The organism is Streptomyces sp. JN8 (assembly GCF_055808075.1).
The window spans coordinates 1,437,585-1,457,793 of the sequence record NZ_CM147852.1 but is presented as its reverse complement, the minus strand read 5'-3'; the positions used below and the strand labels follow the sequence as shown (position 1 = coordinate 1,457,793).

Annotated in this window: 15 protein-coding genes and 1 pseudogene; 6 read left to right on the top strand and 10 right to left on the bottom strand. The window is 73.6% G+C overall.

The features are described 5' to 3' along the window. Nucleotides 1-31 precede the first annotated feature (31 nt). The 4 genes from ACY0MR_RS06310 to ACY0MR_RS06295 all read right to left on the bottom strand — a co-directional run bounded on the left by ACY0MR_RS06310 (nucleotide 32) and on the right by ACY0MR_RS06295 (nucleotide 4,916). Complete coding sequence (locus tag ACY0MR_RS06310; RefSeq protein WP_404078270.1) at nucleotides 32-1,474, bottom strand: GH1 family beta-glucosidase; 1,443 nt, start codon at nucleotides 1,472-1,474, stop codon at nucleotides 32-34. Between the two features lie 81 nt (nucleotides 1,475-1,555). Then, nucleotides 1,556-2,479: a carbohydrate ABC transporter permease gene (locus ACY0MR_RS06305; RefSeq protein ID WP_392863984.1), complete on the bottom strand. Its 924-nt coding sequence runs from the start codon at nucleotides 2,477-2,479 to the stop codon at nucleotides 1,556-1,558. A 4-nt stretch (nucleotides 2,480-2,483) separates the two neighbouring features. Next, nucleotides 2,484-3,485 (bottom strand): carbohydrate ABC transporter permease, encoded by a 1,002-nt coding sequence (locus tag ACY0MR_RS06300; RefSeq protein WP_361853646.1) that lies wholly within the window; start codon nucleotides 3,483-3,485, stop codon nucleotides 2,484-2,486. Between the two features lie 90 nt (nucleotides 3,486-3,575). Beyond that, entirely contained in the window at nucleotides 3,576-4,916 is a 1,341-nt protein-coding gene (locus ACY0MR_RS06295) for an ABC transporter substrate-binding protein (RefSeq protein ID WP_404078274.1), read from the bottom strand. Between the two features lie 369 nt (nucleotides 4,917-5,285). Here ACY0MR_RS06295 and ACY0MR_RS06290 point away from each other — a divergent pair, with 369 nt between their 5' ends. Beyond that, entirely contained in the window at nucleotides 5,286-6,317 is a 1,032-nt protein-coding gene (locus ACY0MR_RS06290; RefSeq protein WP_388795407.1) for a LacI family DNA-binding transcriptional regulator, read from the top strand. Between the two features lie 287 nt (nucleotides 6,318-6,604). Here ACY0MR_RS06290 and ACY0MR_RS06285 read toward each other — a convergent pair whose 3' ends face one another. After that, complete coding sequence (locus ACY0MR_RS06285; protein ID WP_473559678.1) at nucleotides 6,605-8,341, bottom strand: glycoside hydrolase family 6 protein; 1,737 nt, start codon at nucleotides 8,339-8,341, stop codon at nucleotides 6,605-6,607. 1,017 nt (nucleotides 8,342-9,358) lie between these two features. Between ACY0MR_RS06285 and ACY0MR_RS06280 the strand changes: the two genes are divergently transcribed. The 3 genes from ACY0MR_RS06280 to ACY0MR_RS06270 all read left to right on the top strand — a co-directional run bounded on the left by ACY0MR_RS06280 (nucleotide 9,359) and on the right by ACY0MR_RS06270 (nucleotide 11,752). Next, complete coding sequence (locus tag ACY0MR_RS06280) at nucleotides 9,359-9,958, top strand: DUF4328 domain-containing protein (RefSeq protein ID WP_404078282.1); 600 nt, start codon at nucleotides 9,359-9,361, stop codon at nucleotides 9,956-9,958. 182 nt (nucleotides 9,959-10,140) lie between these two features. Continuing rightward, the gene (locus tag ACY0MR_RS06275; protein WP_473559676.1) at nucleotides 10,141-10,563 is read left to right on the top strand and encodes a YjbQ family protein; all 423 of its coding nucleotides are present in this window, start codon (nucleotides 10,141-10,143) and stop codon (nucleotides 10,561-10,563) included. A 271-nt stretch (nucleotides 10,564-10,834) separates the two neighbouring features. Further along, nucleotides 10,835-11,752: an SMI1/KNR4 family protein gene (locus tag ACY0MR_RS06270; protein ID WP_473561715.1), complete on the top strand. Its 918-nt coding sequence runs from the start codon at nucleotides 10,835-10,837 to the stop codon at nucleotides 11,750-11,752. A 247-nt stretch (nucleotides 11,753-11,999) separates the two neighbouring features. On the opposite strand, the gene ACY0MR_RS06265 is transcribed toward ACY0MR_RS06270, so the two are convergent. The 4 genes and pseudogenes from ACY0MR_RS06265 to xylA all read right to left on the bottom strand — a co-directional run. Further along, on the bottom strand, nucleotides 12,000-12,653 hold the full coding sequence (locus ACY0MR_RS06265) for a LutC/YkgG family protein (RefSeq protein WP_473559674.1): 654 nt from the start codon (nucleotides 12,651-12,653) through the stop codon (nucleotides 12,000-12,002). Continuing rightward, nucleotides 12,650-14,053 (bottom strand): lactate utilization protein B, encoded by a 1,404-nt coding sequence (locus tag ACY0MR_RS06260; RefSeq protein WP_473561713.1) that lies wholly within the window; start codon nucleotides 14,051-14,053, stop codon nucleotides 12,650-12,652. Before ACY0MR_RS06260 ends, ACY0MR_RS06265 begins: the two co-directional genes overlap by 4 nt. Nucleotides 14,054-14,082: 29 nt before the next feature. Continuing rightward, entirely contained in the window at nucleotides 14,083-14,799 is a 717-nt protein-coding gene (locus ACY0MR_RS06255; protein ID WP_473561711.1) for a (Fe-S)-binding protein, read from the bottom strand. 281 nt (nucleotides 14,800-15,080) lie between these two features. Continuing rightward, nucleotides 15,081-16,148: pseudogene (gene xylA / locus ACY0MR_RS06250) on the bottom strand (xylose isomerase); the annotation flags it as partial. A gap of 159 nt (nucleotides 16,149-16,307) precedes the next feature. Here xylA and ACY0MR_RS06245 point away from each other — a divergent pair. Both ACY0MR_RS06245 and ACY0MR_RS06240 read left to right on the top strand, forming a co-directional pair. Beyond that, nucleotides 16,308-17,909: an FGGY family carbohydrate kinase gene (locus ACY0MR_RS06245; RefSeq protein WP_473559672.1), complete on the top strand. Its 1,602-nt coding sequence runs from the start codon at nucleotides 16,308-16,310 to the stop codon at nucleotides 17,907-17,909. A gap of 87 nt (nucleotides 17,910-17,996) precedes the next feature. Continuing rightward, nucleotides 17,997-19,208 carry an ROK family protein gene (locus tag ACY0MR_RS06240; RefSeq protein ID WP_473559670.1) on the top strand — a complete coding sequence of 404 codons (1,212 nt, stop codon included), beginning with the start codon at nucleotides 17,997-17,999 and terminating at the stop codon, nucleotides 19,206-19,208. 176 nt (nucleotides 19,209-19,384) lie between these two features. On the opposite strand, the gene ACY0MR_RS06235 is transcribed toward ACY0MR_RS06240, so the two are convergent. Next, nucleotides 19,385-20,209, bottom strand: a complete 825-nt coding sequence (locus tag ACY0MR_RS06235) for an MBL fold metallo-hydrolase (RefSeq protein ID WP_404078293.1) — start codon at nucleotides 20,207-20,209, stop codon at nucleotides 19,385-19,387.

The following is a 20,209-nucleotide window of genomic DNA, read 5'->3' as shown; positions in this document are numbered from 1 at the left end:
ACCACCGGCACGGCCTTCCCTCCCGGGCGGGTCAGACGCCGTCGGGAGCCAGCAGCTCACCGGTCCGCGCCACCCGCGCGTACCAGCGGGCGCTGGACTTCGGCGTCCGCTCCAGGGTCTCGTAGTCCACCCGGACCGCGCCGAAGCGCTTCGCGTAGCCGTACGCCCACTCGAAGTTGTCGAGCAGCGACCACAGGAAGTACCCGCGGACGTCCGCCCCGTCCTCGATCGCCCGGTGCACCGCCTCCAGGTGCGCGTGCACATAGGCGGCGCGCTCCGGGTCGTGCACCGAACCGTCCGGGGACACCACGTCCTCGTACGCCGCCCCGTTCTCACTGACGACCAGCGGGAGACGGGGGTACGCCGCCGACACCCGGGTCAGCAGGTCGTACAGGGCGCTCGGGTCGACCGCCCAGCCCATCGCCGTCGGCTCGCCCGGCGCCCGGTGGAAGGCGACCGAGTCCGCACCCGGCCACGGCGAGTGGTCGCTGGCGCCGTGACCGTCGTCCTGCGGCTTCTCCGCACCCTCCGGCACCTGTGAGACGAGCGTCGGGGTGTAGTAGTTGACGGCCAGCAGGTCCAGCGGCTGCCGCGCGGTCGCCGTGTCGCCGTCCTCGACGAAGGACCAGTCCGTGACCTGCGCCGTGTCCCGGATCAGGTCCTCGGGGTAGGCGCCCTCCAGCATCGGGCCCAGCCAGATCCGGTTGCCGACCGCGTCGATCCGGCGGGCCGCGTCGAGGTCCTCGGCGGACCGCGTCAGGGGACGCACCTCGTGGAGGTTGAGCGAGACCGAGATCTGCCGGTCGGCGGGGAGCGAGGAGCGGAGCGCCTGGACCGCCAGACCGTGCCCGAGGTTCAGGTGGTGCGCGGCGCGCAGCGAGGCCACCGGGTCCGTCCGGCCCGGGGCGTGCACCCCGGAGCCGTACCCCAGGAAGGCGCTGCACCACGGCTCGTTGAGGGTCGTCCAGCGGGACACCCGGTCGCCGAGGGCGTCGGCGACGATCCCCGCGTACTCGGCGAACCGCTCGGCGGTGGAGCGCTCGGGCCAGCCGCCGGCGTCCTCCAGCTCCTGCGGCAGGTCCCAGTGGTAGAGGGTGAGCGCCGGCTCGATCCCGGCGCCGAGCAGCTCGTCGACGAGCGCCCGGTAGAAGTCCAGTCCCTTCTGGACCGCCGGACCGCGCCCGGTGGGCTGGACGCGGGACCAGGACACGGAGAACCGGTAGGCGTTCAGGCCGAGTTCGGACATGATGCCGACGTCTTCGCGGAACCGGTGGTAGTGGTCCACGGCCACGTCGCCGGTGTGCCCCTCGAAGACCCTGCCGGGGGTGTGCGAGAAGGTGTCCCAGATGGACGGGGTGCGGCCGTCCTCGGCCGCCGCTCCCTCGATCTGGTACGCGGCGGTGGCGGCGCCCCAGAGGAAGCCGGACGGGAACGAACGGGTGGCGGTGAGCGGCCGGGTTTCGGACGCGGTCATAGGAGAGGGCTCCCAACGCTGTTGCGGGGTCGGTACGTTCGAGACGTGCGAGAGGTTCGGAGGGGCGGCCGGGGCGGCGGTTCAGCTCTTGACGGCGCCGGCCGTGATGCCGCCCACGATGTGCTTGCCGAGGAAGGCGAAGACCAGCAGGAGCGGCACGGTGGAGATGAGCGCGCCGGTCAGCACGACCGCGTGGTCCACCGTGTGGTTGCCCGCGCCGAGTCCGGCGAGCGCCACCTGGAGGGTGGGGTTGCCGTCCGGGGTGAGGGCGATGAAGGGCCAGAAGAAGTCGTTCCAGGCCTGGACGAAGACCAGCATGCCGAGGACGGCCATCGCGGGCCGCGCCACCGGGAAGACCACGTGCCAGATGATCCGCAGGCTGTGCGCGCCGTCCATCCGGGCCGCCTCGACCAGTTCCACCGGCAGCGCCTCGACGAGGAACTGGCGCATGAAGAACACGCCGAACGCCGCGACGAGCGAGGGCAGGACGACGGACTGGAGCTGGTCGAACCAGCCGAGGTCGGTGATGATCTGGTACAGCGGGATCACGCTGAGCTGCGGCGGGATCGTCATGGTGGCGACCACCAGGGAGAGCAGCAGGCCCCGGCCCCGGAACGGCAGCTTGGCGAAGGCGAATCCGGCGAGCGTGGAGAACAGCACGGTGGACAGGGCCACCAGGCTCGCCACGACCGTGGTGTTGATCAGCGCCTCGCCCATGTCGACCTGGTTCCAGGCGAAGGAGAGGTTGTCGAGGAGGCGCCTGCCGGGCAGCAGCGGCGCCGGCGCCTCCACGACCCGCTCGCCGCTGTGCGAGGCGGCGACCACGTTCCAGTACAGCGGGAAGAGCGAGACGAACGCGGCCGCGACCAGCAGCAGGTAGGTGAACGGTCCGGCGTGGTGCTGGCGTCCGGCCGTCCGGCCGAAGCGCCGCCCGAGGCGTGCGGTCGCCGGGGCGGCGGCCGGGGTCCCGGTGCCGGCCGGGCTCCTGTCGAGTGTCTGCGCCATGAGGTCAGCCCCCCAGCTTCTTGCGGTTGTGGCGGGAGACGAGGGCCTGCACGCCGCCGACGAGCAGCAGGAGCAGCAGCATCACCCAGGCGATCGCCGAGGCCTGGCCCAGGGCGCCGGTCACCCAGCCCTTCTCGTACATGAGCAGGCTCAGCGTCTGGAACTGGTTGCCGCTGCCGCCGCTGATCCCGACGCTGCCGCCGAAGAGCATCGGCTCGCCGAACAGCTGGGTCGCGCCGATGGTGGAGACGACGACGGTGAAGAGGATGGTCGGCCGGATCGACGGGATGGTGACGCTGAGGAACTGGCGCCAGCGCGAGGCCCCGTCGAGCGACGCCGCCTCGTACAGGTCCTGCGGGACGGCCTGCATGGCGGCCAGGTAGATCAGCGCGTTGTAGCCGGTCCACCGCCAGGTGACGATCACCGAGATGGCGATCTGCGCCGGCCACTTGGAGGACTCCCAGTTCACCGGGTCGATTCCGACCCAGCCGAGGAGACCGTTGATCATCCCGTAGTCGGTGTTGAACAGCTGGGCGAAGACCAGGGTCGCCGCGGCGATCGACGTGGCGTACGGCGCGAGGATCGCGACCCGGAAGAAGCCCCGGCCGCGGAGCTTGTAGTTGAGGAGGTGGGCCAGGCCCAGCGCCATGAGCAGCTGGGGGACGGTGGAGATGACCCCGATGGTGAAGGTGTTGGCGAGCGCGTTCCAGAAGAACTCGCTGGTCGCGAGGTCGGTGTAGTTCTCCAGGCCCTTCCAGCTCGGGTCCCCGCCGAGCTCCACCCGGTGGAGCGAGAGCCAGCCGGTGTAGATCAGCGGGAAGAGGCCGAAGGCGGCGAACGTGAGGAAGAAGGGGGTGACGAAGACGTACGGGATCGCCTTGACGTCCCAGCGGTAGAGCGTGCTGCGCAGGCCGCCGGGGGAGCGGCGGCCGCGCGGGCCGGGGGAGGAGGGCGGTGCGGCGGGCGGCGGGGAGCCGTCCGGCTTCGCCCGAACGGAGGTGGCCACGGGGGCGTCCTTCCAGGGTCGATGCGTGCGGTGCTGCGGACGGTGCCGGGCCGCCGCGCGTCGGGGGCGGCGGCCCGGCGGGTGTCCCCGCTACTGGTCGATCTTGTCGTCGACCAGCTTCTTGACGTTCTCCCAGGCCTTGACCGGGTCGGTGCCGCGCTGCTCGATGTCGAGGATGCCGTTGTCGGTGAGGAAGGTCTTGACCTGGCCGTCGTAGCGGCTGATCGAGGCCGGGGTGATCCCGGAGGCGGCGCTGGAGAAGATCCTGCCGACGGGGGTGTCGCCGAAGTACGGGAGCTTCGCCTCCTGGACCGCCGAGGAGGTGAGCGTGTCCTTGGACGAGGGGATGTTTCCGTTGACCGCGAAGACCTTCGCGTGCTGGGCCGGAGCCGTCAGCCAGGCGGCCAGCTCGGCGGCCTCCTTGGTGTGCTTGCCCGCCTTCGGCACCGCGAGGAAGGAGCCGCCCCAGTTGCCGGCGACCGGCGGTGCGGCGATGTCCCACTTGCCCTGGTTGGCGGGACCGGCCTGGTCCTTGATGATGCCGGTCATCCAGCTGGGGCAGGCGACGGTGGCGAACTTCGAGTTCTTGAAGGCCGCGTTCCAGGTGCCCTTCTCGTCGAACTGGCGCAGCTTGGCGGTCAGTCCGCCCTGGGCGGCCTTGACCGCGGTGTCCCAGGCGTTCTTCACGCCGGGGCTGTTCTCCCAGTCGAGCTTGCCGGCGGCGTCGGCGTACTGCACCGGGTCGCTGGAGACCACGGCGTTGAAGAGTCCGCTCGCCGAGTCGTGGAAGGCGGTCCCGGCGGGGGCGGCGGCCTTGTACTTCTCGCCGGTCGCGATGAACTTGGCCCAGTCGCCGGACCAGAGCTTGCCGACGGCCTCGCGCTCGGTGGGCAGCTTGGCCTTGGCGAACAGGTCCTTGTTGTAGCAGATGGCCATGGGGCCGATGTCGGTGCCGAGGCCGATGACCTTGCCGTCGCCGGTCGTCGCCTGCTTGACCTTCCAGTCCAGGAAGGCGTCGATCCTGGCGCCGCCCTCCTTGCCGAGGTCGACCCACTTGTTCGCCATGGCCGGGCCGGTCGCCTCGGCGATGTAGCCCACCTCGACGGCCTGGATGTCGGCGACGCCGCTGTTCTGGGCGAGACGCAGCTTCAGCGTGTCCCAGTACTTCTGGCCGTCGGAGACGTTCGACTCCTCGATCTCGATGTTCGGGTGGAGCCGCTCGTACTCGGCGTAGAGCTTCGCGCCGGTCTTGTCGTCGTAGCCGAACGAACCGAAGGTCCCGATCCGCAGCGTGATCTTCTCGCTGCCGCCGCCCTTGCCGCCGCCCTCGTCGTCGCTGCCGCAACCGGTGAGCAGGGTCGTGCCGGTCACGACGACGGCGACCGCCGCGATCGCCGCACGGCGTCCGCGTCTGCTGCTGGAAGTGCGCATTCCACTCTCCTCGTCCAAGGTGGTGCTCGTTGTGCGCCCAGAGGCCCGGCCGGCTGATCGCGGCTCGGCGGCGCCCGCCAGGACTCGATGCAAGGTTGTGTGCGTCCCGGGTGGGAGCGCTCCCACGTCGTTGCCGGAAGGTTGCTGCCTGGCGGGGGCGAGTGTCAAGACATGAACGCGGATTCGTTACCGGAAGGTTTTCCGGGGGTTTCGCGGACCTGGACGGGCCCCGTCACGTCACCTCCTGAACACACGTCATGGCGCCCGGACGTGACCTTGGACTAGTGTGGGAGCGCTCCCATCCGTTGGGCCGACCTCGGCGCGGCGCTGGTGAGCCGCGCGTGGTCCTACGAGGGGAGTTCGGGAGCGGTGAGCGGACGGCAGAGCGGCAGACCCACCCTGGAGCAGGTCGCGGCCAGGGCCGGGGTCGGCCGGGGCACGGTCTCCCGGGTGATCAACGGCTCCCCCCGGGTCAGCGAGCGGACCAGGACGGCCGTCGCCCGGGCCGTCGCCGAACTCGGCTACGTCCCCAACCAGGCCGCCCGCGCCCTCGCGGGCAGCCGCACCGACGCGATCGCCCTGGTCATCCCCGAGGCCGAGGCCCGGCTCTTCGCCGAGCCCTACTTCCTCGACCTCATCCGCGGGGTCAGCGCCGAACTCGCCGAGGCCGACAAGCAGCTGCTGCTCACCCTGGTCCGCAGCGAGCAGGAGCGGCAGCGCTTCGAGCAGTACCTGGCGGCCCAGCGCGTCGACGGCGTCCTGCTCGCCTCGGTCCACGGGGACGACCCGCTGCCCGACCGGATCCGGGAACTTGGTCTGCCGGTCGTCATGAACGGACGCCGCGCGGAGGCGGAGCCCGTGCCGTACGTCGACTCCGACAACATAGGAGCCGGGCGCGCGGCGGTCGCCCACCTCGTGGGGCGGGGGCGGACCAGGATCGCGACCGTCACCGGGCCCCTCGACATGTACGTGGCACGGGCCCGGCTCGGCGGCTACCGCGCGGGGCTCGCGGAGGCCGGGCTCGCCCCCGACGAAGGGCTGGTCTCGACGGGCGACTTCACCGAGGAGGGCGGCCGGCGTGCCATGCGCAGGCTGCTCGACCGCAGCCCCGACCTGGACGCGGTCTTCGCCGCCTCCGACGTCATGGCGGCCGGGGCGCGGGCCGCGCTGCGGGAGGCCGGCCGGCGGGTGCCCCGGGACGTCGCGCTCGTCGGCGTCGACGACTCGCCGGTGGCGCGGCTGATGGACCCGCCGCTGACGAGCGTGCGGCAGCCCATCGAGGAGATGGGCCGCACGATGGCCCGCATGCTCATCCGGGAGATCCAGGGGATCGCGACGGAACCCGGCGAGCCCCGCCGGCACGTGCTGCCGACGGAGCTGGTCGTACGAAGGTCGTGCTGAGCGGCCCGCGGGGCCGTCCGCGAGCGGGCGGCGAGGGACGGGGTCCGCGGGCGGCGAGGGATGGGGCCCGCGGGCGGCGCGTGATGCCTCCCGCCCCTGGCCATGACGGCTCCGGCCCCTGGTCGTGACGGTCTCTCGCGGCCGGCCGTGACGGTCTCCCGCGGCCGGCGCGCGACGGCTCGTGCGGCGGCCCATGACGTCTCCGGCGTCGGCCGTGACGGCTCCCGCGGCCGGCCGTGCCCCGCGAGGGGTCGGGACCGGACGCGGGGCCGCCTCCGTGGGACGGGCTACAGCGCCGGGTGGGCGTTCTTCAGGAGTTCCTGGAACTGGGCCGAGAACCACTGCCCCGAGATCGGGGCGTCCGGCAGCGCGCCCGACATGCTGTTCCCGTTGCGGGCGTTGCCCGTGTACGTCGGGTCGCACATGCGGTCGAAGCCCTTGCCCTCGTTGTTCGGGATCTCCTTGCTGGCACCGTCGGACTCGCCCGGGGGCTTGACCCAGACGTACGCGTCGATGCCCGCGGCGGGTGCCGCCTTGGGCCGCTCGCCGAGGCCGGCACCGGACTGGTTGCACCAGTTGCCGAGGTGGATGCGCCGGTCGTAGCGGCCGCCGTCGACGTACGTGTCGACGCTGGTCGTGGCGCCCGGACCGGTGGGCCGCGCGGTGCCGCCCCAGCCGTTGCGGGAGGTGTCGATCAGCATGCCGAGGTTGCCGTCGAAGCCGAGCGAGACCAGCTTGGCGCGCATGACCTGGGCGTACGAGAGCTCGTCGGTGTACCGGTTCCAGTCGACCCACTTCGACTGGCGCACGGACGTGCCGTTGACGCTGTCGGCGATGGTGAAGTGGTCCTCCTTCAGGGCGCTGTAGTTGGCGGTGTTGACGATGAAGCCGTGGACGTTGGCGAGGGTCGAGCCCTCGGCCGTGGCGGCCTGCTTGAACAGTTCGGCGGACGGGCCGAAGTTGTCGTCCCAGCCCAGCCAGCCGTGGTGGCCGGCGTCCACGTAGTTGTAGACGTTGCCGATCGCGCCCAGCTTCCGGAGCGCGTAGCCGACGCCGGTGATGTAGTTGCCGTTCGCCTTCATGACGTCGCAGTTGGGGGTGGCCGTCGGGCGGCCGGAGACGTTGGTGACCAGGTTCGGGAGCGAGTCGATCTCGACCGTGGTGACGATCCGCAGGCCCGCGTACTTGGCGTCGGCGAGGATCGCGGCGATCGGGTCGATGTACTCGGTCTTGTAGCGGTTGATCTCGGTGGGGCCCAGCTCGCCGTTGGAGGCGAGCGCGGCGCAGTCGCGGCCGGGCAGGTTGTAGACGACCAGCTGGACGACGAGCTCGCCGGAGCCCTTCTGCTTCAGGGCCTCGTCGAGGTGCGCGCGCAGCCCCATGGAGGTGCTCGACCCGTTGATGGCGGCGATCCGGTCCAGCCAGACGGCGGTGGGCTGGTCGGCCACCTTCGAGCCGCCCGGTTCGGCCGCCGCCTTCGCGGACCATTCGGGGTTCACGTACACCTTGGCGCCGGCGTACGGGTTGTCGGCCCTGCCGCCGGTCGGCGGCGGCGTGGTCGGGGGCGTGGTCGGCGGGGTGGTCGGGGGCGTGGTCGGCTCGGTGGCGCCGTTGCAGACGACCCCGTTGAGCCTGAAGGCGGCGGGCACGGCGTTGGTGCCGCTGTAGGAGCCGTTGAAGCCGAAGGAGGTCGACCCGCCGGTGGCCAGGGCCCCGTTGTAGGAGAGGCTCTTGGCGGTGACGGCGGCGCCGGACTGGGTGAGGGTCGCGTTCCAGCCCTGGGTGACCTGCTGGTTGCCGGCGTAGGTCCATTCGAGGGTCCAGGAGGCCACCGGGTCACCGGTGTTGGTGACGGTCACGTTGGTGCCGAAGCCGGTGTTCCACTGGTTGGTGATCTGGTAGTCGACCCTGCAGCCAGGGGCGGCGGCGCCGGCGCTCGCGGTGCCGAGGACGGTGGCGGTGGCGCCGGTGGCCGTGACGAGGCCGAGGGCCGCCAGAAGGGCGGTGTGACGGGTGCGGCTCATGCGGGTGGGGGTTCCTCTCGGGGGTGGGACGGCGCGGGGTGACCGCGCGGTCCGGTGCCGAATGCGATGAGTTGCCGTCGTGCGAAGAAGGCCGTTCAGGAGGGGAGTTCGGGTTCCGGGCAGGCCGGAGGCCCGACTCCGTGCGGGAGGTCGCGCTCGTCGAACCGCTCCATGGCGTGGTCGACGGCCGCGGGTGCGGCGGGCAGGGAGGTGCGGAGGGCGCGGAGGTGCGCAAGGTGCCGAAGGTCCGGCGGGCAGGGAGGTGCGGCCGTGCGGGCGGAAGGTGAACCTCCCGGGCGGAGCCGACGCTTTGCCCGTTCGGCTCGCCGCCGCGGCGGCGAGTGACGGTGAAGGCGCCCCGGTGGCCGCCGGCCGTCGGCCGGCGGGTCCGCCGTGGACGGGTGCGGCCGAGGCTCCGGCGGCCGTACCCACGACGGCGGTGCGCGCCGTCGGAGGCGCCGCTCGTGCGGGCGGCGCCGACAGACGTGGGGGTGTCGCATGAGCGATTCCTCGCAGCACGGGCACACCTGCGACGGTGTGCCGACCGGACGGATCCGCTCCCACTGGTCGGGCAGACCGTAGCGTCAACTCATGCCAAGGAAAAGAGGAGTTGAGCAAGTTCCTCGTCGCGAGCCTTCAACTCTTCACGCGTCTTGACGCCGTTGCGTCCCCGCTGCACAGTGGGAGCGCTCCCACTGGTTCAGAACGTGTCTCCACACACGTAGCGCTCTCCGCTCACCCGATGCCCCGAGCCGCGAGGAGAACCACCCGCATGCCGCATCTCCGACCACGAAGGCCCCGCCTCCGGGCGGACATCGCCCGGGCCGTGGACTCGTCCGAGGCGCCGTTCGGACGGCAGCCGCCCCGCGGGGAGCGGCTGTGCGTACGACGGGTCCTCGCGGGCCCCGACCAGGGACGTCGCCCGTGGACGACCTGGCCGAAACGCCCCTACCATTCCGGTGATCACCGCTGCCGCGGCGCACCGCGGCGGCGTCACCGCATCCCGGGGGGGATTCCATGGACGCCTACAACGTGCCGGTCGGACCGGCCGCCGTGCGGGGCCCGCGCTTCAGATTCCGCAATCCGGTCGGCCCGGCCGTCCTGATCCAGTCGCTGATCGCCACCCAGGCCCTCACCGACGTCTACATCCTGGCGAGCGGTGGCAAGGACTCCCCGTGGCTGGCCGAGGACATGGTCCCGTTCCCCGCCGTGCTCCAGTTGTCGTGCTGGGCCGCGTTCCTCGTCTGGTTCTTCCGCGTCCGCGCCAACGCCGAGGTCATCGCCCCGGGCAGCCACAGGTACCCGGTCGGCTTCGCCATCGGCGCCTGGGCGATCCCGCTCGCCATGTGGTGGCTGCCGCGCCGCATCACCCTCGACATCCACCGGGCCGGCGGCCCGCCCCGCGACGCCTGGCTGATCAACGCCTGGTGGTTCGTCTGGCTGGCCGACGGCCCCCTCTCCGTGGCGTTCCACTACCTGTTCCTCGACCACTTCGACTACCGCAATCCGGTCGACCAGAGCATCAGCCTCCTCTGCGCGGTCCTCGCGATCGCGGTGATCCGCCGAGTCACCGCCGGCCAGCCGGCGGGCCCGCTGCCGTACTTCAACATGACCTGAGCCCCGGGTCCCGCCCGGGGAACCGACAGGCTCCGCCCGGGCCCGCCGCTGCGCATGCCTGCCGGACCTCGCGACAGCGGCACCCGGCGGCCCCGTACGCGCACGGCAGCAAGCCGGGGTCACCTGCGCGGGCGTCCGCGTGGGGCGTATGCGAAGGCCGCCCGCTCCGCCACGATGAGGGGATGAGCAACGGTTTCGCCACGCGCGTCCTGGACGTCACCACCGGAGGAACGGAGGTGGTGTACGACCTGACCGGGGAGTGCGTCGCCTTCCTGGCCGAGGTCGCACACGGTCGGGGAGGCCTCCTCAACGTCTTCACGCCCCACGCGACGACGGGCGTCGCGCTGATCGAGACGGGCGCCGGCAGCGACCACGACCTGCTGACCGCCCTGCACCACCTGCTCCCCGCCGACGAGCGGTGGCAACACCGCCACGGCAGCCGGGGCCACGGCCGCGACCACGTCCTGCCGGCCCTCGTCGCCCCGCACGCCACCCTCCCCGTGGTCGACGGCGAACTGGCCCTCGGCACCTGGCAGTCGGTGTGCCTGGTGGACACCAACCGGGACAATCCGGAGCGTCAGGTCCGGCTGTCGTTCCTCGGGTAGCGGTGAACACCGGCACGGGACCTCGGGCGGGATGTCCGGCCGTACCGAGCGCCCCGTGGAAGCGCCGCCCAGGGCAGCCCCGCGCAGAATGACCAACCCCGGAGTCGACCCGGCGGGCTGGGTCAGCGGTCAGGGCTACAACCGCACGCACCTCCTGGCAGCCCAGCTCGGTGGGTCGTCACCATCATGAACGTGCCTCAACGTTGACTTCCCTCTGTGAGGCTGCCGTCCCTGGCGGGCGGGCCCCCGTCGGCAGGATGCGACAGTGAACATGCCACTTGCCCGGTCGACCGGACTCCTGCCCCGCCCTGAAGCGCCCCCGCCCGCCAAGGACTGGGAGGCCGTGGAGCGAGAGCTCGGTGTCCGGCTGCCCCGTGACTACACCACTCTGATGGCCACGTACGGCGGGGGGTTCATCGACAACTATCTGCTGCTGCTGGAGCCCGGATGCGGCAACTCCGTGTACGACCTCCTTCGCCGCGCCGAGGAACGGGACGAGGCGTACGAAGAGCTCTGGCATGACGAGGACAAGCCGGCCGAGATGGAAGAAGCCGGAAACCGTGGTCCACAGCTTGCCGGCAGCCAGTCTGCAGAGATGAGCGTTCCACGGCACCGTGCCGAGGCGGCAAGGACCGCACATGTGTGGACCGAGGCGCGATCGGTCCGTACTCCGTCCCGTCGCGGTCCGGACCACCACCCCGGCGTGATCCCCAGGCGTAGGGTCGGGGCCATGACGACGCACCCCGCGATCCGAGAGCCCGAGCAGCGCAAGAAGGACGTCCTCGCACGACTGGCGGAGGAGGTGGACATCTGGGTGGCGTCGGCGAGCGCCGACGCCCGGCCCTACCTCGTGCCGCTGGCCTTTCACTGGGACGGCGCGGACATCTGGCTGTGCACCCGGCTGACGAACCCCACCGGCCGCAACCTCGCGGCCGGCGCGCGGACCCGGCTCGCCCTCGGGCACACCCGGGACGTGGTGCTGATCGACGGGGACGTGACGACGCTCGCGGTCGGCGAGGTGCCGACCGGGGCGATCGACGGCTTCGCCGCGAAGTGCGGCTGGGACCCGCGGAACTCGGGGCCCTCGTACGGCTGGTTCCGGGTCCGCCCGACCGCCGTCGAGGCCTGGCTGGAGGAGCCCGAACTGGCCGGCCGCCACCTGATGCGGGACGGGGTCTGGACGGTCTGAGCCAGAGACGGGCCGGGTGAGCCGGCCCGGGGCGGGTCGGTGGGCCGGCCCGGCACGGCCTGGTCGGTGGCCCGGCACGGCCCGGTCGATGGGTCGGCCCGCACGGCCCGGTCGGTGGCCCGGCACGGCGCGGCCCGGTCGGTGGACCGGTCCGGACCGGGGCCCCGACCGGTCCCACCGATCCGCGGTCCGGCCCTCGACGGGTGTCCGGGGCCGCCGCGAGCCGCCCGGCACCCGTCGCGTCGCTTCAGCCCTCGGTCACCAGGACCACTTCCAGCGTCCGCGGGCCGTGGACGCCCTCGACCCGGTCGAGTTCGATGTCGCTCGTCGCCGAGGGTCCCGAGATCCAGGTCAGGGGGCGGGTCGGGTCGAGCCGGGGGAGCGCCTGCGGTACGGAGGCCGCCACCTGGCCGGGCGCCCGCACCACGCACACGTGGAGGTCGGGGACGAGGGTGAGGGCGCGGCGGCCCTGCCCGGGGCCGCCGTCGAGGACGATCGTGCCGGTCTCGGCGACGGCGAGCGCGCATCCCGTCACGACGGCGTCGACGCCGTCGAGTTCGCGCGGGGTGAGCCGGGGCGTGTCGGTCCGCCGTTCGGCCCGGGTCGCGGCGAGCCACTCCTCGGGGAGCCCGGGCGGAACCACCACACTGCGGGCGCCGCGCTCCGCGAGGATCCGGGCGACGAGTTCCGGCAGACCGCCGGGCGGGGTGCGGTGGACGTGGGCGCGGTAGTCGGCGAGGTTCTCGTGGAGCAGGTCGAGGAGACCGCCGGGGTCCTCGGCGCCGTGGCGGCCGAGGTAGTCGCGGCCGACCTCCGGGGGCTCGGGCGCGTCGGCCACGGCTGCCCTGATCCTGGCGAGCACGCGCGCGCGTGCGTCGTTCGCGGAGATTCCCCCGGTCATGAGCGGTTCCTCTTCCACCAGTCGCGGAACGGTTCGGCGGGCAGTTCGGGGAGGTCCCGGTGCTCGGACCACGGTCCGGCGCCCGGCCCCGGGAGTCGTTTCGGGTGCAGCGCGCGGGTGGCCGAGGCGACGCGCTCGCCCGCGGTGAGGGCGGCCGGGTGGTCGAGCAGCCAGGACGCCGCCCTGATCGCCGCCCGTTCGAGGCGGTGCCCCTTCCCGCCCTCGCCGGCGACCCGCTCGCGCAGGTGCACCAGGACCTCGGGGATGTCGATGGCCACCGGGCACACCTCGTAGCAGGCCCCGCAGAGCGAGGAGGCGTACGGCAGGGAGGCGTCGACCTCGCTCGCCGTGCCCCGCAGCTGGGGGGTGAGGATCGCGCCGATCGGACCGGGGTAGACGGAGCCGTACGCGTGCCCGCCGGCCCGCTCGTACACCGGGCAGACGTTCAGGCAGGCCGAGCAGCGGATGCAGCGCAGGGCCTGTCGTCCGACCTCGTCGGCGAGCACGTCCGTGCGCCCGTTGTCGAGGAGCACCAGATGGAAGGCGGACGGCCCGTCGTCCTCGGTCGTGCCGGTCCACATGCTGGTGTACGGGTTCATGCGCTCGGCGGTCGAGGAGCGCGGCAGCGTCTGCAGGAACACCTCCAGGTCCCGCCAGGTCGGCACCACCTTCTCCACCCCGACGACGGAGATCAGGGTCTCGGGCAGCGTCAGGCACATCCGGCCGTTGCCCTCGGACTCGACCACGACCAGGGTGCCGGTCTCGGCGACCATGAAGTTCGCCCCCGAGATCCCGACCCGGGCCCTCAGGAACTTCTCCCGCAGGTGCAGGCGCGCCGCCTCGGCGAGTTCGGCCGGGGCGTCGCTCAGCCCCTCCGGCGCGGGTCGCCCCCAACGGCCCATCTTCTCCCGGAAGATGTCGCGGATCTCGCCCCTGTTCCGGTGGATGGCGGGGACCAGGATGTGCGAGGGCCGGTCGTCGCCGAGCTGCACGATCAGCTCCGCGAGATCCGTCTCGTACGCGGCGATCCCCTCGGCCTCCAGGTGCTCGTTGAGCCCGATCTCCTGGGTGGCCATCGACTTGACCTTGACCACCTCCGTCTCGCCGGTCGCGCGGACGAGAGCGGTGACGATCCGGTTGGCCTCGGCGGCGTCGGCGGCCCAGTGCACGGTGCCGCCCGCCGCCGTCACCGCCTCCTCCAACCGGAGCAGGTGCTCGTCGAGATGACGGAGCGTCTGGTCCTTGATCTCTTTGCCCGCCCGGCGCAGCTGGTCCCAGTCGTCGAGTTCCGCCACGGCCCGCGCCCGCTTGTCGCGGATGGTGCCGGTGGCGTGCCGCAGGTTGGCGCGGAGCCTCGCGTCCCCGACCGCCGCCCGCGCGGCCTCCGGGAAGGCCGGCATGCCGAGGAAGGTCCCGCCGTGCGTCTCGTTCACCGCCAGGGCTCCTCTTCCGTGCTCGCCAGGACGTCCGCCAGGTGCACCGCGCGCAGCGGCGCCCCCTGCCGGCTCAGCATGCCGCCCACGTGCAGCAGGCAGGAGTTGTCCGCGCCGCACAGCACCTCGGCGCCCGTGGAAAGCGCGTTCGCGATCTTGTCGGCTCCCATCGCGGCCGACACGTCCGGGTTCTTCACCGCGAACGTGCCGCCGAAGCCGCAGCACTCCTCCGCGCCCGGCAGCTCCACCAGATCCAGGCCCCTCACCGCCTCCAGGAGCCGTCGCGGCCGCTCCCCGAGCCCGAGCAGGCGCAGCCCGTGGCACGACGGGTGGTACGTCACCCGGTGCGGGAAGTACGCGCCCACGTCCGTCACCCCGAGCACGTCCACCAGGAACTCCGTCAGCTCGTACACGCGGGGGGCCAGTTCCCCGGCCTCCGCGCCGAAGGAGGCGTAGTGGCGGCGCACCATCGCCGCGCAGGAGCCCGACGGGGTGACCACGTACGGGTATCCGTCGAAGGCCCGGACCGTGCGGCGGACGAGCGGCGCGGTCTCGGCGCGGTATCCGGTGTTGAACTGCGGCTGCCCGCAGCAGGTCTGCGCGGCCGGGAAGTCGACCCGGACGCCCAGGCGTTCGAGGAGGCGGACGGTGGAGATCCCGGTGGCGGGGAAGAGGGCGTCGTTGACGCAGGTGACGAACAGGGCGACACGCAGCACGGGTTCCTCGGGCTCCTCTGCGTCCACGCGCGGCTCCTCCGGCACGGTGCCCCGGGCCCACCGCGTCCTCGGTGTCCTCGGGGATCTCGGTGTTCTCGGTGTTCTCGGTACGGGCGGGTTCGGTGCGTGGCCGGCCGGGTCCCCGGCGGCCCCGCGGTCCGTAGTCTCGCAGGGTCCGGCCGCGGGCGACGAGCGGGTGTCCTGCGGGCGTGGCGCCACGCGCGCGCGTGGCGGGACCGCCGCCCGCCGCCCGCCGCCCGCCGCGCGGGGCGCGGGTGTCAGCGGACCCCGAGCAGGTGCTCCAGGGCCAGCTGGTCGAGGTGCTCGAAGGCCATGGAACGAGCGGCCGCCGCGTCCGCGTCGAAGGTCTCGTACGCCGTGGGGTCGGCGAGCAGCTCCGCGAGCCCGTCGCCCGCGGTGGGAACGGCCAGTTCGGGCAGCCGGGAGGCGGCCAGTGCCTCCCGCACGTCCGGGTCGGCACGGAAGGCGGCCGCACGCTCCTTCAGGATCAGGTAGTTGCGCATGCAGTTCTTCGCGGACTCCCACACCCCGTCGGAGCCGTCCGTCCGCACCGGCTTGAAGTCGAAGTGGCGCGGGCCCTCGTAGCCGCCCGTCTCCAGCAGGTCCACCAGCCAGAACGCCTGGCGCAGATCGCCCGCGCCGAAGCGGAAGTCCTGGTCGTACTTGATGCCGGACTGGCCGTTCAGGTCGATGTGGAAGAGCTTGCCCGCCCAGAGGGCCTGCGCGATGCCGTGCGGGAAGTTCAGCCCGGCCATCTGCTCGTGGCCCGTCTCCGGGTTCACGCCCACGAGGTCGGGGCGCTCCAGACGCTCGATGAAGGCGAGGGCGTGCCCGATGGTGGGCAGCAGGATGTCGCCGCGCGGCTCGTTCGGCTTGGGCTCGATGGCGAACCGCAGGTCGTAGCCCTGCTCGGTGACGTACTGGCCGAGCAGGTCGAAGGCCTCCTTCATGCGGTCGAGCGCGACCCGGACGTCCTTCGCCGCGCCGGACTCCGCGCCCTCCCGGCCGCCCCAGGCCACGTACACGGTGGCGCCGAGCTCGACGGCCAGGTCGATGTTGCGGAGGGTCTTGCGGAGCGCGAAGCGGCGCACGTCCCGGTCGTTGGCGGTGAACCCGCCGTCCTTGAAGACGGGGTGGGTGAAGAGGTTCGTGGTGGCCATCGGCACCGCGAGCCCCGTGCGGTCGAGCGCGGCCCGGAAGCGCTTCACGATCGCGTCGCGCTCGGCCTCCGGCGTGCCGAAGGGGATCAGGTCGTCGTCGTGGAAGGTGACCCCGTACGCCCCGAGGGCGGCGAGCCGCTCGACCGTCTCGACCGGGTCGAGGGCGGGGGAGAAGAGCTCCGGCATGGTGTGTCCCTCTCTTGCTCTCGGGATTTGTTTTCTGAGATAACTAATACGGGACGGAGACACCGGGGCGCCAGCCCCCGTCGCGAACCGGCTCCCGTGACGACCTTCGGCGACGCACCACAGGGAAGAGGTGAGGGCGTGCCCGCCAGGCGCTCCGTCGTGATCGGCGTGGACAGCTCCACGCAGTCCACCAAGGCCGCGGCCGTCGACGCCGCCACCGGCGAACTGCTCGCCGTCGGCCGCGCCCCGCACACCGTCACCGGCTCCGCCGGCGCGCGCGAGAGCGACCCCGGGGAGTGGTGGTCCGCGCTCGCCGCCGCCGTCCGCACGGCCGTCCGGGAGGCGGGCGTCCCGGCCTCGGCGGTCACCGGGATCGCCGTCGCCGGACAGCAGCACGGCCTCGTCACCCTCGGCGCCGACGGGCGCCCGCTGCGCCCCGCCCTGCTCTGGAACGACACCCGCTCCGCCCCGCAGGCCGCCGCCCTCGCCGACCGGCTGGGCGGCCCGGCCGGCTGGCTGCGCCGTACGGGTTCGGTGCCCGTCGCCTCCATGACCGCCGCGAAGTGGCAATGGCTCCGCGAGCACGAACCCCGCCGCGCGGAGGCCGTCGCGGGGGTCCGCCTCCCGCACGACCATCTGACGGAGCGCCTCGCCGGCGTCGCGGTGACCGACCCGGGGGACGCCTCGGGGACGTGCTGGTACGGCAGCGGCGACCGTACGGAGACCGGCGGCGCGTCCGGGGCCGCACACGCCGACGCGTCCGACGGGAAGGAGTCCGCCGGTGCCTACGACCACGGGATCCTGGACCTCATCGGCCTCGACCCGGCCCTCCTGCCGGCCGTCGCACCCGGCGGCGCCACCCCCGTGGGCACCCTGACCGAGGCCGCCGCCGAGGCGCTCGGGCTGCCCCGGACCGTCGTCGTCGCCGCCGGGACCGGCGACAACATGGCCGCCGCGGTCGGCCTCGGCCTCGGCGGCGCGGGCCTCCTCGACCATCCGGTGGTCAGCCTCGGCACCTCCGGCACGGTCTTCGCCGCGACCCGCGCGCGGACCGCCGACGTCGGACTCGCGGGCTTCGCCGCCACCGACGGGACGCACCTCCCGCTCGGCTGCACCCTCAACTGCACGCTCGCCGTGGACCGGTTCGCCACGCTCCTCGGTCTGGACCGGGAGGACGCCCTGCCCGGCGGAGCCGGTGGCGGCGGCGTGGTCGTCCTGCCGTACCTCGATGGCGAACGCACCCCCGACCTGCCGCACGCCGCCGGGCTCGTCACCGGCCTGCGGCACGGCACCGACCCGCGGTCGATCCTCGGCGCCGCCTACGAGGGCGCGGCCTTCACGGTCCTGCGCGCCCTCGACCACCTGCTCGCCGCCTGCGGCCTCGACCCGGCCGCCCCCGACGTCCGTGACCGGCCGCTGCGGCTGATCGGCGGCGGGGCGCGCGGGCGGGTCTGGACCGAGACCGTCCGCCGCCTCTCCGGGCGGCCGCTGGTGGTCCCGGCCGCCGACGAACTGGTCGCCCTCGGCGCGGCGGCCCTCGCGGCGGCCGCGGTGTCCGGCGCCGCCCCGGTGGCCCTGGCGACGGCCTGGGGCACGGGCGCGGGCGAGGTCCTGCCCGCGGTCGGCCGCGACGAGGAGGCCTGGGACCGCATCGCGGGAGTCCTGTCGGCCGCCACACCGACCCTGCTGACACCGGGGCCCCGCGAACCCGGGAGCCCCTCCGCCGACGGGGTTCGGTGAACGAACCGTCGGGGTGGGGTGGTACGGCGGGCCGCCGGGAGAGCTGTTTCCCGGCGGACGGACGGGGCGGCTAGGCTCGCGCTCACCATGAACCAGCCCACGGAACCCAAGGCCGACAAGTCGGGCGTGCGCCGGCACAACCTGAGCCTCGTCCTGCGGACCGTCCACGACGCCGGCGAGACGACCCGGGCGGCCGTCGCCGCCCGGGTCGGGCTCACCCGCCCCGCCGTCTCCTCCCTCGTCGAGCAACTCCTCGACCTGGGCTTCCTCGTCGAGTCGGGCAAGACGTTCAGCGGGCAGGCGGGGCGGCCGGGCACCGTCCTGAAACCGGCCGACACCGGACCCGCGGGACTCGGCGTCGAGATCAACGTCGACTACGTGACGGCCTGCGTCGTCGACCTCACGGGCACCGACCGCGTCCGCCGCACCGAGCGGCTCGACAACCGCGCCGCCGGCGCCCCGGAGGTGCTCGCCCGCGCGGCCCGGCTCGCCGCCGACGTCCTCGACACGGCCGCCGGACGGCACCTCGCCCCGGTGGCCGCCGGACTCGCTCTGCCCGGCCTCGTCTCCGCCGGAGCCGTCCGGCAGGCGCCCAACCTCGGCTGGTACGGGGTCGACGCCGAGCGCCTCTTCGGCGAGGCGCTCGCCGCCGTCCGCCCGGGCGCCGCCCGCCTCCCGCTGAGCTCCGACAACGAGGCCAACATGGCCGCCCTCGCCGAGCTCTGGTTCGGGACGCTCGGCGACGTCCGCACCTTCCTGCACCTGACGGGCGAGATCGGCGTGGGCGGCGCGATCGTCGTCCACGGCGAACTCCTGCGCGGCGCGCACGGCTTCGCCGGAGAGATCGGCCACCTCGTCGTCGACGCCGAGGGCCCGCTCTGCCGCTGCGGCTCCCGCGGGTGCCTGGAGCAGTACGCGGGGCAGTCCGCGCTGCTCGACGCGGCGCGGGCCCCCGGGATCCCGGAACTGACCGACCGTGCGGAGGCCGGTGAGCCGCGGGCCCTCGCCGCGCTCGCCGAGGCGGGCCGGATGCTGGGGCGGGCCCTGTCGGGCGCCGTGAACCTCCTCGACCCCGAGGCGGTCGTCCTCGGCGGCATCTACCCGCGGCTGATGCCCTGGCTGGTCCCCGCACTGGCCGGTGAACTCTCCGCACGCGTCGTCTCCGGACTCTGGACGGCGGAGGCCGGCCGGCTGCGCGCCTCCTCCGCCGCCACCGACGCCTCGCGGGGCGCCGCGGCGCTCGTCCTGCACGACGTCCTGGCCGACCCCCTGGCGTACGCCGCGGCGGCGGGCGCCTGACACCGCACCCCATCCGGCCCCGCACCCCACCCGGCCCCGCACCCACCCGCCACCCCTGCCCGTGGTCCGCAGTCGGCGGGATCCCCCCACTCCTGCCCGCGGTCCGCAGTCGGCGGGATCCCCCCACTCCTGCCCGTGGTCCTCAGCGGCGGGCCCCTCACCCCTGCCCGCGGTCCTCAGCCCGCAGGCCTCCTCGGCACGTCGACGAACGGCCGGGTCAGATGGGCCGTCGCCAGGACCGCCCCGCTGTCGGCGGCGCGGGCGAGCATCTCCTCGCGGGAGGCGCGTGCGGCGGCCGGGTCGCGCTCGTGGGCGTAGGCCACGGCCGGCGCGGCGAGCTGCACCGCGTGCACCAGCAGGTCGCCGGTGACCAGGACGTCCCTGCCGTCGGGCCGTTCGACCAGGACGGACTGGTGGCCGGGAGTGTGCCCGGGAGTGGGCAGCAGCGTCACCCCGGGGCGCAGCCGGTGCCGGCCGTCGACCTCGTGCAGCTGTCCCGCGGCGCGCAGGGGTTCCACCACCCAGTCCCACACCGGGTCCTGACGGTCCAGGGCGGCGGTCTCCGCGCGCTGCACCACGTACCGGGCGGACGGGAAGAAGGGCCGGCCGGCGGCGTCGGCCGCCCAGCCCGTGTGGTCCTCGTGCAGATGCGTCAGGACCACGGTGTGCACGTCGGACCGTTCGATCCCGGCCTCCGCGAGCACCTCCGGCAGCCTGCCGGGCACGGGGCACCAGGGCGCCCCGGGTCCCTCGGCGGGGCCCACGCCCGCGTCCACCAGCGTCCAGCCCCCACCGCCGGGATCGGCGACGGCGAAGCAGCGGAAGTCCAGCCGCCACGCGCCGTCCGGGCCCGCCGCGCCGGGGTCCAGCCCGGCGGCGGCCGCCCAGTCGGCCTCGGCTGCGCCGGGAAAGGCGTCCCGCGCCGCCTTGAAGAACAGGCCGGTGGCATCGAGGAGTGCCGTCACCGGGCCCCTGCGCGTGCGTGCGCCGCTGCTCGTCAT